Origin of the sequence: Paraburkholderia sp. BL25I1N1 (assembly GCF_003002025.1) — a bacterium.
Lineage (GTDB): Bacteria > Pseudomonadota > Gammaproteobacteria > Burkholderiales > Burkholderiaceae > Paraburkholderia.
In genome coordinates this window covers 61737-73978 of sequence record NZ_PVZB01000003.1, presented here as the reverse complement: position 1 = coordinate 73978, position 12242 = coordinate 61737, and the positions used below count along the sequence as shown (strand labels likewise).

Annotated in this window: 14 protein-coding genes; 5 read left to right on the top strand and 9 right to left on the bottom strand. The window is 63.9% G+C overall.

The window, feature by feature from the left end; all coding sequences use genetic code 11:
* Window positions 1-72: 72 nt before the first annotated feature.
* Complete coding sequence (locus tag B0G73_RS05155; protein ID WP_106278540.1) at window positions 73-498, bottom strand: Ohr family peroxiredoxin; 426 nt, start codon at window positions 496-498, stop codon at window positions 73-75.
* Between the two features lie 287 nt (window positions 499-785).
* Here B0G73_RS05155 and B0G73_RS41095 point away from each other — a divergent pair, with 287 nt between their 5' ends.
* Window positions 786-1001, top strand: coding sequence for a hypothetical protein (locus B0G73_RS41095; protein ID WP_258193182.1), 216 nt, complete (start codon window positions 786-788; stop codon window positions 999-1001).
* The gene (locus B0G73_RS05150) at window positions 998-1393 is read left to right on the top strand and encodes an FUSC family protein (protein WP_258193181.1); all 396 of its coding nucleotides are present in this window, start codon (window positions 998-1000) and stop codon (window positions 1391-1393) included. The genes B0G73_RS41095 and B0G73_RS05150 overlap by 4 nt, the downstream gene beginning before the upstream one ends.
* Before the next feature lie 39 nt (window positions 1394-1432).
* Here B0G73_RS05150 and B0G73_RS05145 read toward each other — a convergent pair whose 3' ends face one another.
* The gene (locus B0G73_RS05145; RefSeq protein ID WP_106278538.1) at window positions 1433-2344 is read right to left on the bottom strand and encodes a LysR family transcriptional regulator; all 912 of its coding nucleotides are present in this window, start codon (window positions 2342-2344) and stop codon (window positions 1433-1435) included.
* A gap of 160 nt (window positions 2345-2504) precedes the next feature.
* Between B0G73_RS05145 and B0G73_RS05140 the strand changes: the two genes are divergently transcribed.
* Window positions 2505-3605, top strand: coding sequence for a nitronate monooxygenase family protein (locus B0G73_RS05140; RefSeq protein ID WP_106278536.1), 1101 nt, complete (start codon window positions 2505-2507; stop codon window positions 3603-3605).
* A gap of 41 nt (window positions 3606-3646) precedes the next feature.
* Here the strand turns inward: B0G73_RS05140 and B0G73_RS05135 are convergent, their stop codons facing one another.
* From B0G73_RS05135 to B0G73_RS05100, 7 genes are all read right to left on the bottom strand, one after another.
* Window positions 3647-3883, bottom strand: a complete 237-nt coding sequence (locus B0G73_RS05135; protein ID WP_106278534.1) for a 4-oxalocrotonate tautomerase family protein — start codon at window positions 3881-3883, stop codon at window positions 3647-3649.
* Window positions 3884-3943: 60 nt separating this feature from the next.
* Entirely contained in the window at window positions 3944-4654 is a 711-nt protein-coding gene (locus B0G73_RS05130; protein ID WP_106278532.1) for an SDR family NAD(P)-dependent oxidoreductase, read from the bottom strand.
* Window positions 4655-4873: 219 nt separating this feature from the next.
* Window positions 4874-6037, bottom strand: coding sequence for a patatin-like phospholipase family protein (locus tag B0G73_RS05125; protein WP_106278530.1), 1164 nt, complete (start codon window positions 6035-6037; stop codon window positions 4874-4876).
* A gap of 193 nt (window positions 6038-6230) precedes the next feature.
* Entirely contained in the window at window positions 6231-6614 is a 384-nt protein-coding gene (locus B0G73_RS05115; protein WP_106279144.1) for a hypothetical protein, read from the bottom strand.
* A 77-nt stretch (window positions 6615-6691) separates the two neighbouring features.
* Complete coding sequence (locus B0G73_RS05110) at window positions 6692-7135, bottom strand: hypothetical protein (protein ID WP_106278526.1); 444 nt, start codon at window positions 7133-7135, stop codon at window positions 6692-6694.
* A gap of 178 nt (window positions 7136-7313) precedes the next feature.
* A complete protein-coding gene (locus B0G73_RS05105; protein WP_106278524.1) occupies window positions 7314-8138 on the bottom strand; it encodes an oxaloacetate decarboxylase in 825 nt (274 codons plus the stop codon).
* A 387-nt stretch (window positions 8139-8525) separates the two neighbouring features.
* Window positions 8526-9398: a LysR family transcriptional regulator gene (locus B0G73_RS05100; RefSeq protein ID WP_106278522.1), complete on the bottom strand. Its 873-nt coding sequence runs from the start codon at window positions 9396-9398 to the stop codon at window positions 8526-8528.
* A 191-nt stretch (window positions 9399-9589) separates the two neighbouring features.
* On the opposite strand from B0G73_RS05100, the gene B0G73_RS05095 reads away from it, so the two are divergent.
* Together B0G73_RS05095 and B0G73_RS05090 are read left to right on the top strand one after the other, a co-directional pair.
* Entirely contained in the window at window positions 9590-10555 is a 966-nt protein-coding gene (locus tag B0G73_RS05095; protein WP_106278520.1) for a sugar ABC transporter substrate-binding protein, read from the top strand.
* A 73-nt stretch (window positions 10556-10628) separates the two neighbouring features.
* Window positions 10629-12242, top strand: a complete 1614-nt coding sequence (locus B0G73_RS05090; protein ID WP_106278519.1) for a sugar ABC transporter ATP-binding protein — start codon at window positions 10629-10631, stop codon at window positions 12240-12242.

Genomic DNA, 12242 nt, shown 5'->3' with positions numbered 1-12242 from the left:
CTTAAAAATGTTCGATGAGGGGCGCTAGCCTTGCCGGATCGCGCCCAGAGATGCCGGTTCAGTGTTGGAAAGTCAGGCGACGTTGACGACGACGTCGATGTTTCCGCGCGTGGCTTTCGAATACGGGCAGATTTCGTGGGCTTCATGCGCGATGGCCTCGGCGACTTCGCGCGCCACGCCCGGCACGCTGACGTTAAAGCGGGCCTGGAGGAAATACGCGTCGCCGGTCATGCCCAGATCCACCTCGATTTCCACGGACAGATCGGACGGCAGCGTCACTTTCTTCGCTTGGGCTACGAGGCCGATCGCGGAGATGTAACAGGCCGACCAGGCGCCCGCAAACAGCTGTTCCGCAGTCGGATGCGCCTCTACAGCCGGGAACGCGATGTCCGCACCGGCGCCTTTGGCTGCCGACAGATTGAGGTTGACGCGACCGCCGCGGCCGCTGAACGTGGTGTGGGTTTTGCCGGTGAGCAGGACATTTTCGATCTTGGTCATGATGAATTCCTTGAAGGACAGAGCTGTGAAGTTGCTTTAAATCGTATGCGATGTAATCGCATGCGTCGAATAGTGGACGAGAAGTTTCGCCTTGTCAAGCGCATAAGATTAAATCGCATGCGATTTTTATTGTCCGAGACGGCAGGCGGCTGCCGGCCTAGGCGCGCGCTTGACTGACTGGGCTGGCGGCGCAGCCGCTGACAACGATTTCCGAGCGGTCCGGGCGTTCCGATCGACTAGACTACGAGGTAGCCCAAATCCCACGCGCACCACGCGTGAAGCGAAAGATGATCCCGGAGGACGACAAGCGAGTCGGCGCCGATGCGCAAAGCCGCGCGGCGAGCGATGGCGTTCGAGGCGAACCCGCGGGCGAGCGTCGGCGCGGCGTCCTCAGCCTCGCGACGACATGGCTGGATCAGCTCGATCCCGGCACCCATCGCCGGATCAAGGGACTGCGGCTCGTCACCGCGTACGGCATCGCCGCCGCGCTCGGAACGTATTGAACGAAACGATCGGACTCAAGGAGTCCGCCTGGGCCATCACGGCAAGCACCTACGTGGTGGCGGGTTCGGCGAGCGGCACGGCGCAGCGGGTGCGCCGACGGATCATCGGCACCCTGGTCGGCGTTCCGCTGGGCCTGGCCTGCCTGCCGCTCGTCGAGCATGTGCCGCTGCTCGCCTGGGCCGCCGTCGCGGCCGCCATGATCGTCTACGCGATGGCGTTGCCCGAGCGCTACGACGTCGCTTGCGGGGCGTTCGCCTTCACCTTGATCGTGACACTGGCGATTGGCGGCGTGCACTCCATTTCGTTTCTTGGCGCGCGCGCGTGGGAGACGCTGCTCGGCGGAGCGGTCGGCCTGCTGGCGGCGAAGTTCATCTTTCCGCTGCGCGTGTGACGGGTTGTCGAGGCGAGCGTCGCGCGACGATCCGTGCGCCTACGATCCCAGCTTTTCCATCAGGAAGTCGACGAAACTGCGCACGCGCGACGACAAGTGCCGCGCATGCGGATAAAGCAGCACGAACGGCCGCGAACAGCCGCCATAGGGAATGAGCAGTTCCTTGAGCGTTCCCGCCGCGAGGTCTTTCTCCACGATAAACCGGTAGGTTTGAAAAATGCCCGCCCCGTGACGCGCGAGCGTGGCCCCGGCAAGCACGTCGCCCGACGACGTGTATCCGCCGCTCGTCATCGTCTCGACAACCTCGTTTTCGTATTTGAACAGCCACGGGAGATTGCGGCCGGTGCTCGGCAACGCGTACTGGACACAGTCGTGATGGACGAGGTCGTCCGGCGTTTTCAGTTTGGCGGCGCCACGCAGATAGGCCGGCGAGGCGACGACCACCAGTTCGGCGTCCTCGATCGTGCGCGCAATCAGCCCGGAGTCTCCGGGCGCCGCGCCGCGAATGGCCAGGTCGAAGCCTTCCTCGCCGAAGTCGATGTTGCGATTGCTGAGATGCGTTTCGACGGTGACGCCCGGATAGCGTCGGCGAAACTCGGCCAGCAAGGGCAGCACGCGGTAGTGTCCATACGGCGTCGGCATGCTGATGCGCAGCACGCCGGTCGGTGCGGTTTGCTGTCCGGTCGCTTCACGCTCGGCTTCGGCGAGCTGGGCCAGCGCCAGACGACATTGTTCGAAGTACCGCCGTCCCGCATCAGTCAGCCGGATCTGCCGGGTGGTCCGCACGAACAATCGCACGCCGAGGCGCTCCTCCAGACGCGCGACCGTACGGCTGACGGCGGCCGGTGTGACGCTCGCGGCGTTCGCGGCCTCGGTGAAACTCTCCAGTTCAGCCGCCAGGCAGAACAGTTCGATACTGCCCAGAAGGACATCTTCAAATTGACGCTGCATGGTCTCTCGGCGAAGTGCCTGATGGCGGTCTGGTGCGAGGCGGAACGCCGCATGGAACGGCCGCAATGCGAACGCAGCGGCCCGGCCGCGTTCGGCGCGGAACAGGGGTTCGTACGGAATATCAGGACTATATTGTAGTGAGACTCGATGAGGAAGCGACATGACCAATCAGACAGGCAAGCGTGCCTTGCTGCCCTTGCTGGGCATCGACAAGCCGATCATTCAGGCGCCGATGGCGGGTGTCAGCACGCCCGCACTGGCCGCGGCCGTTTGCAACGCAGGCGGCCTGGGCTCGTTAGGCGTCGGAGCGATGAACGCCGACGGCGCGCGCAAGGTGATCAGGGAGACCCGCGCGCTGACGGGCAAGCCGTTCAACATCAACGTGTTCTGTCATCAGCCTGCGCAAGCGGACGCGGCGCTCGAGCAGCAATGGTTGCGCTGGCTTGCGCCGCATTTCGAAAAGTACGGAGCGACGCCACCGGCGAAGCTGTCGGAGATCTACACGAGCTTCCTTGCGGACCCTGCCATGCTGGCGGTTTTTCTGGAGGAGAAGCCGGCGATCGTCAGTTTTCACTTCGGCTTGCCGTCCGCCGATGTCATCGCCGAGTTGAAGCAGGCGGGCATCACGCTGCTCGCCAGTGCGACCAATCTGGAGGAGGCCGCGAAGGTTGAAGCGGCGGGTGTGGATGCGATCGTGGCGCAAGGTATCGAGGCCGGCGGGCATCGCGGTGTCTTCGACCCGGATGCATTCGACGACCGCTTGGGCACGTTCGCCCTGACGCGTTTGCTGGTCAGGGAATGCCGGCTGCCGGTGATCGCCGCCGGCGGCATCATGGACGGCGCCGGCATTGCGGCGGCGCTCGCGCTCGGCGCTCAGGCCGCGCAGCTTGGCACGGCCTTCGTGGCGTGTCCGGAAACGTCGATCGACGAGGGTTATCGTCGCGCGTTGCTCGGCGAGGCGGCTCGCCGTACGACTTTCACGGCGGCGATCTCCGGGCGGCCGGCGAGAAGCATGGCGAACAGCTTCACGGCGCTTGGCGCCGACGCGCGTTCACCCAGTCCGCCCGCCTATCCGATCGCCTACGATGCCGGCAAGGCGTTGAATGCGGCAGCGAAGGCGAAAGGGGAGTTCGGCTACGGCGCGCAGTGGGCAGGCCAGGCCGCCGCGCTGGCAAGGTCGTTGCCCGCAGCGGAACTAATGGCCCAACTGGAGCGCGAACTGAAGCAGAGCATCGAGCAACTGCGGCAGTTCGCGCACTGAAACTAGACGACTCAACGGGTTGAGCGACCCCGTTCCGACGCTCAACCCGGCTTCTGGGCCAACTGCTTGCGATAGGCCTCGACCGGCAAGCCGCCCCAGCCCCAGTTCTCGGTGTCCACTTCCTCAATGACCACGAAGGTCGCCGCGAGCGGCTTGTTCAGCACGTCCAGCAGCACCTGACTGACGCCTGCGATCAGCCTGGCTTTTTCGTCGGCCGTGACTGCATTGTTGCCGGGGCTGGAACCTTCGCGGGTCACCTGAATTGTGACGATAGGCATGGCGTTCTCCGTAATCCTCGGTTGACGTGGAGCGCGCCGGTTAGCGGCGCCCCGGCGCGATCAGTGGCCTGCGCTCTGGCCGCCGTCGACGTGCAGGATTTCGCCCGTCACGAACGGCGCCGAGTCCAGGAACAGGACAGCGTTCACGATATCGCTCATTTCGCCCATATGTCCGACAGGATGCAGTGCGCCGAGCGCCGCATGAGTTTCTTCCGCATGCATCGGCGATTTGATGATGCCCGGCGAGACGGCGTTCGCGCGAATGCCCTTCTTCGCGTATTCGATAGCGAGGGATTTGGTGGCCGCGTTCAGGCCGCCCTTGGTCAGCGAGGCCAGCACCGACGGCACGCCGTCGATGGCGTGGTCGACGAGACTCGTCGAAATGCTGACAACATGGCCGCTGCCGTTCTTTTCCATCTCGGCGATGGCGAGCTGCGTGATGAAGAAGAAGCCGTTGAGGTTCACCGCGGTGACCTTTGCGTAGTCTTCGGCCGTATAGCTGGTGAAGGGCTTGGCAACGAAGATGCCGGCGTTATTGACGAGTGTGTCGATGCGGCCAAAACGGGCGATGGCTTCACGGATCACGCGCTGCGCGGTGGCCGGGTCGCCGATGTCGCCTGCCACGGTCAGGACGTTCGGATCTTCCGAGGGCTTGACCGAACGTGCGGTTGCAACCACGCGGTAGTCGAGCTTGCGAAACGCGTTGACCAGTTCGGCGCCGATGCCTTGCGATGCGCCCGTAACGACAACGACTTTTTGTGATGTGCTCATGGCTGAATCTCCGGATAAGTAACTTGGGATCAAATGCTGATCGGGCGAGTGGCTCCGATAGGTATGAAATCTAGGCGCATCGGCGCCGATCTCGAATACCCGCCATGGACAAACAGTCTTGCGTGCCAGGTACAAATAGGATTTGCGGTGAGTGAGCAGGCGCGCACGGCCTACGCCGCGCCCGAGGTTGCGTGTGGCTGCTTGCGGCGCTGACGCGATTTATTGCTGGCTTTCCGCCGATGCCATGCGAAAGACCGAGAGGCCTTCCATCGGGTCCAGTGCTTCCCGCCAGGGCGCGCGCTTCAGCATGCGGAGCGTGTCTTCGTAACCCGCGAGCCAGCGCCGTTTGATGCCGGCCGAAGAGAAATCGATGTCCCTGTTCAGGTCGTCGTTATCGAATGCCGGTGCGTCGAGTTCCAGCACGCGCATCGTCGTACCGCAGCCCCAGCCGAGCAGATCGCGCACCTCCGGATCATTCAGTGTCTCTTCAGGTAGATGCTGGCCGAGCTCGCGGATCACGTGACGCAAGCGGTGAATCTGCTTCTGCCGATCGAGATGACTCTCCGCGCGGCTCGAATACTGAATGTCGCGTTGCCGGCTCATGACCTGCAAGATCGACTCGGGTTCCGGACCGCTCGAAGGCCACAACTGCACCGAAAAAATCACCGAGTCGCGCCGCGGCCGGTCGTCGAGCACGGCTTCGAGCGGCGTATTCGAATAGATGCCGCCGTCCCAGTACGATTCGCCTTCCAGTTGCACCGCCGGGAAGCCGGGCGGAAAAGCGGCGGAAGCCATCACGTGTTCGACGTCCAGCAGCGCATCGCGATTCGTGAAGTAGCGCATGCGTCCACTGCGGACATTGACCGTGCCGACGGTCAGCCGCGTCCTCTTCTGGTTCAGGTAGTCGAAATCGACTAGCGAAGCCAGGGTTTCGCGCAGCGGTCCGGTCGAATAGAACGCGGCCTGATCGGAGCGAACGCGTGTCTGAAGGCCCGCCCACGACTGCAGCCGTGGCGTGAAAAACGACGGCACGCCTTGAGTGACCGTGGTGAAATCACGCAGCCAGTTCGCGAGTCCCGGCAGCCAGTCCGCCGCTCCGATGCCCTGACGTGCCACGCCGTTCCAGAACTGAGTTAAGCGCGCCATGCGGTTCTCAGGCAGATTGCCGGCGATGATCGCGCCGTTTATCGCGCCGATCGAAGTGCCGATAACCCAGTGAGGCTCGACTTTGCCGTCATGAAGGGCTTGGTACACGCCCGCCTGGTAAGCGCCGAGGGCGCCGCCGCCCTGAAAGACCAGCACGATCTGGCCGGGAATGTCCGGTGCGGTGTCCGATCCGCTGGTTGCGCCGGCCTGATGTTCGACGTGCGTTTCGTAGCCCATGACGAAGTCTCCCGAACCATGCTGCGGTGCCGCTGATTCTGCCACTGAAGTGGTCGATCAGGGCGCCGTGCAATGGCGGAGCCAGTTACATGATCCAGTGCTCGATGGCCTGATCCAACGGGCGCTCGATCAGAACAAGAATCTCGCCGTCGCGGCCGCGCGCGTGAGCTGTCCAATCGAACGGTGTGACGCGCTACGCTTTCGGCAGCTTGGATTTCTTGCCGCGTGCACGCGGCTTCGGCTCGACGCCTATACGTGAATCGCGGGCGAGCACCAGCGCCGTCAATTGTTCGGCGACGGTTTCGAATGCAGGATCGTCCTGCGTTATGTAGAGCCATTTGCCGAGCACCGGATGCGGCCGCAAAGCCGGCATCTCATCAATGAGCGCGGCGTGACGCTCGTGCGACGTGCACACCAGCAGTCCATTCCACGGCTTGTCGCGATCCGCCGCAATCAGGCATAAAAGCCCATCGATATAAGCGGCGTCGCTGCCGAACATCCGCTTGCTGATGTAAGTCGGATCGCGCTCGAACGCGTCGAAGATCCAGATGAGCGAGTTGCGGACGGACGAGGGCATCGGCGTGAAGACCTTGGCGACGTGGGCGATGAGGAGCGAAAAGCATAGCACCACAGCGCTCGGCCGCCTGTCTACCGTCAATTGGTGCAAATTACCGCGGTCAGCAGCAGTGGAATGACCGAGTGCACCTTGGCGGTGCTTCCGGACGCGCGCACGCGTGTTTCGACCGACTCGCTCGGCGCGGACAACACGACGCCGTATAACGGGCCCGCGAGCGCCTGGCCGCGGCCTTTCTTGAACATCCCGTCGTCCGGCTCATAGCCGAGCACGGCGTACACGCGAAAACCGAACACGGTCATGTCGCTGCCGTGCACGGGACGAAACGCGTTGACGGAGTTCTTATCGACCCGCATGGGATTGGACTCGATGTACTTGTCGTCGATGAGTTCCGTAATGAACGCGTGGGGACGCGCCTGGCAGTCGAATTGTGCGTCGAGCGCGTAGGCGTGCGATGCCACCGGGCAGAAGCCGACGCTTGAGACGAGGAGTGCGGCAAGCACTCTGAAAGGACGAAGTTCCATAGCTGACATGCCCGAGCTGCGGGCGTCGGCAGACTCAACGCACGCTAGACATCAGTCTCTCATGGCTACGCGAACTGCGTACGTTCGTCAGCGAACCATGGCGGCGTCGCAGCCCGGTGCGGGCCGCCGCGTTGTCGATCGCCCGCATGCCCTTTTCGCCACCTCACGACACCTCAACTCACCTGCGGTTCTCAAACAGCTTGTTGAGTTGCGAGCCCGGCGCCGCGCCGGCGAAGCCGTCGAAGCGGCCCTGAGCGAGCGACTGCGCGGCCTGCATGAAACCGCCCCACGCCGCGCGGGCCAGCGCGCCGCCGACGCTGATGCGCCGCACGCCGAGCGCGGCCACGTCCTGCAGCGTGAACGCCGACGTGGAACCGATCAGCAGATTGACGGGCTTCGGCGCCACGGCGGCGACCACCGCCTCGATCTGTTCGCGCGTCTGAATGCCCGGCGCGTACAGACAGTCGGCGCCGGCCTCCGAATAGGCCTTGAGTCGCGCAATCGCGTCGTCGAGATCGGGCGAGCCGGCGAAGAAGTTCTCCGCGCGGCCGACCAGCAGCGTATCGCCGCCGTTTTCGTCGATGGCGCGGCGCGCGGCGCTGATCCGTTCGACGGCGACTTCGATGGAGAAAAGCGGCGCGGCTGCGTCGCCCGTGGCGTCTTCGATCGACAGGCCGGCCACGCCGGTTTCGATGGCGAGCCTGACACTTTCCGCGACCTCGTTCGGCGTGCTGCCGAAGCCGTTCTCGAAGTCCGCGTTGACGGGCAGGTCGGTCGCTTCGACGATCTTGCGCAGATGCGCGAGGATCGCGTCGCGCGGCAAGCTGTTGTCGGCGTGTCCGGTGGACCAGGCAAAGCCGGAACTGGTCGTGGCAAGCGCCTGGAAGCCGAGCGAATGCAGATAGCGCGCGCTGCCGGCATCCCATGGATTGGGCAGGACGAAACAACCGGACGTGTGCAGGGCTTTGAACGCGGCGCGCTTCTCGGCGACGGTGCGGGACATGGCGTATCTCCTGAAAACGGACGAGCCTGAGCTGCCCGTGCTGGTTATGCGACCTCGAGGTCCACGACCGGGAAGTCGGTTTCGGTGTCCGCCGGGCGCGGATCGCCGGCGTGCTGGACGTTGTGCATGCGATGGATGCTGGATGCGGCGGGTTCCATCATCCGCGAAATCGTTGTTGCTGTGTGCGACATACGCAGGTTCGGATGGGCTTCTCCGCTCGCCGCTCGGGAGCGTGCCTTTCGACACGCAACGGCGAGGCAGCTCCGTGACTTCCGCGACTCCTGTTGCATCAATCGGCGTCGCCGTACTACGAGATGCGATCGCGCTCAGTTTCGCGCAGGTTAGCCGTCACCGGCCGATACGTCAGCGTTCGTTCGTCATGCGGCGTCAGCGGAAAATCTCGGCAATCAGGTTCGCCACGGTCCGGATACGCTCACTGTCGCGCAGCGCCGGATGCAGCACCATCCACACGTCCTGATCGAGCGCCTTGATGTGCTTCTCCACGCAGACGAGATCGCTGGTCGTGTCGCCGGCTAGCTGGGCGAGTATGCCGAGTCCTGAGCCGCCCAGCACGCCGTCGAACACACCCATGCCGTAGCTGCTGCGCAGCGACGGCGCCGGAGCGCCGGGCAGGGCCTTCAGCCATTGCGTCGCCGGGTGATCGGGTTGACGGTCGTCGTAGCCGACGAACGAGAGCTTGTCCCACTCCTTCTTCACGATCGCGGCCTTGTGGCGCAGATAGTAGTCGCGCGAGCCGAACAGCCCGAAGCGGATCCTGCCGATCCGGCGAACATAGAGGTCACCCTCTTCGGGGCACTCGGACCACAAAGCGATGTCCGCCTCGCGCCGCGCAAGGCTATAAGGACGCCGCGAAGTCAGGACTTCGATCGCGAGTCCGGGCAGCCGGTCCTGAAACGAGCCGAGCAGCTTCAGCAGAATGTACGACGGCCATTCGACGGCGTTGATCCGCACCGTGCCATGCGCGGGTGCGCCGCCGTTCACGTCCGCGGCGCGTTCGATCTGGTGCGCCAGGTCCTCCATCTGCTCCGCCCAGGCCAGCACCTTGGCGCCGAACGCCGTCACGGTACAACCCGACGGCACGCGGTCGATCAACGGCTCGCCCAGCCGCCGCTCAAGCTCGGTCAGGCGGCGCGACAGGGTCGGCGCGCTCAGGTCGCACGCCGCGGCGGCCGAGCGCATGGTGCCTTCGCGGGCGATCGCCACCAGAATGCGCAAGTCGTCCCAATCCACGTGTTCCATTTTTGAAACGATAAGTTTTGAAATTTGACATAGCATAACGCAGTTCGCGAGGATAGGATTGGAGCTGGCCATACTTGCCCAGCATACGGGACGACCCTGATGGGTCAGCCAGTGGCGGCAAGTGCGGCGTTCCTACCCATCACACGACTCAACGGCTCTCAGTAGACCGAACGAGCGATACGGAGACATCAATGATTCGCCATTTTCTACCGGCGCGCCGTCGCGCCATCGCAGCCGGCGCAGCTTTCCTCGCTGTATCGATTTTGCCGATGCCGGCAGCCTTTGCTCAGGCCGCCCATAAACCGAAAGTCGCGCTGGTAATGAAGTCGCTCGCCAACGAGTTCTTCCTGACCATGGAAACGGGCGCCAAGGATTATCAGAAGCAGAATCCGGCGAAGTTCGATCTCGTCACCAACGGCATCAAGGACGAGACTGACACCGCGAACCAGATCCGCATCGTCGAACAGATGATCGTTTCGAAGGTCGACGCGCTGGTGATCGCGCCGGCTGACTCCAAGGCGCTGGTGCCGGTCCTGAAGAAAGCGGTCGATGCCGGCATCATCGTGGTCAATATCGACAACAAGCTGGACAACGACGTGCTCAAGTCGAAAGACCTGAACATCCCGTTCGTCGGGCCGGATAACGCAAAGGGCGCACAGAAGGTCGGCGACTACCTGGCCAAGCACCTGAAGGCGGGCGACAACGTCGGCATTATCGAAGGTGTCACGACCACGACTAACGCGCAGCAACGTACGGCGGGCTTCAAGCAGGCCATGCAGTCGGGCGGCATGAAGGTCGTCGCGCTGCAATCCGGCGAGTGGGAAATCGACAAGGGCAACGCCGTCGCGAGCCAGATCCTCAACGCGAATCCGGACGTCAAGGCCTTGCTGTGCGGCAACGACAACATGGCGATCGGCGCCGTGTCGGCCGTGCGCGCGGCCGGCAAGGCGGGCAAGGTGCAGGTGGTCGGCTATGACGACATTAACGCGATCAAGCCGATGCTCAAGGACGGCCGCGTGCTCGCCACCGCTAATCAATACGCCGCCAAGCAGGCAGTGTTCGGCATCGACACGGCTTTGAAGGCGCTTTCCGAACACAAGAAGCAGTCTGAATTGTCCGGCGTCGTCGAAACGCCGGTCGATCTGGTCACCAAGTAAGACAGGTGCAAGGTGTGGCCCGCTCCGTTAAGGGGCCACGCCGTCTGATTTCTGTCCAGCCTGAATCAATCTGATGTCCACTCCAATTTCATCCCTTGCTGACGCCGCCCCCGTGCTGCGCGTGCACGGCGTCGGCAAGACCTACGTCGAGCCCGTGCTCGCCGATGTTTCGCTCGAATTGCACGCGGGCGAAGTGCTGGCGCTGACCGGCGAAAACGGCGCGGGCAAGAGCACCTTATCCAAGATTATCGGCGGCCTCGTCACGCCGACCGCGGGTTCGATGACCCTGGGCGGCGTGGCCTATACGCCGGCCAGCCGCAAGGACGCCGAGGCGCTCGGCGTGCGCATGGTCATGCAGGAGCTGAACCTGCTGCCCACGCTCTCAGTGGCCGAGAACCTTTTTCTGAACCGTCTGCCGCGGCGCGGCATGTTCGGCTGGATCGACCGCGCCAAGCTGCGCGAGGATGCACGGCATGCCATGGCGCAAGTCGGCCTCGACGCAATTGATCCCGACACGCTGGTCGGCACGCTCGGCATCGGGCATCAACAGATGGTCGAGATCGCGCGCAATCTGATCGGCGATTGCCGCGTGCTGATTCTCGACGAACCCACCGCGATGCTGACCGGCCGCGAAGTCGATCTGCTGTTCGAGCAGGTCGAGCGGTTGAAGGCGCGCGGCGTCGCGCTGGTGTACATCTCGCACCGGTTGGAAGAGTTGAAGCGTATTGCGAGACGCGCTGCCGTGTTGCGCGACGGCCGGCTGGTGCATGTCGACGAGATGGCCAATCTCACCACCGACCGTCTCGTGACCCTGATGGTCGGCCGCGATATCGGCGACAGGATCGATCTCGGCGAGCGGCGCATCGGCGAGGTGGCCTTCAAGGTCAGCGGCATGACGCGCGAGCCGGTGGTGCGCGACGTGTCCTTCGAGGTCAAGGCCGGCGAGATTTTTGGCATCAGCGGACTGATCGGCGCCGGGCGCACGGAGTTGATGCGGCTCATCTATGGCGCGGACCGCGCGGACGCGGGCACGGTGTCGATTGGTCGCGAAGGCGGCGCGCTTGAGCCTGTGGCGATCGCTTCGCCGTCTGACGCCGTGAAGCACGGCATCGCGCTGATCACGGAAGATCGCAAAGGCGAGGGCCTGTTGTTGACCCAGCCGATTGCCGCCAACATTTCGCTGGGCCACTTGCGTTCGGTGTCGAGCAAGGGCGTGGTGGACGGCCGTCGCGAAGCGGCTTTGGCGCACCAGCAGATCGACGCGATGCGCATTCGCAGTTCCGGGCCGTCGCAGCCGGTGTCCGAGTTGTCGGGCGGCAATCAGCAGAAGGTGGTGATCGGCCGGTGGCTTGCGCGCGATTGCACGGTGCTGCTGTTCGATGAGCCGACGCGCGGCATCGACGTCGGCGCGAAGTTCGATATCTATGCATTGATGGGCGCGTTGGCCCGCGAAGGCCGGGCGCTGGTGGTGGTATCGAGCGACCTGCGCGAATTGATGGCGATTTGCGACCGGATCGCGGTGATGTCGGCGGGACACATGACGGGCCTGTTCGAGCGCGGCAACTGGACTCAGGACGCGCTGCTGGCGGCGGCATTCGCAGGCTACGCCAAGCGCGATGACATGTTGCACGAGCCGATCGAACCCGACGCGAAGGCGCCCGACGAAAGTAAATTAGTGGAGTATTGA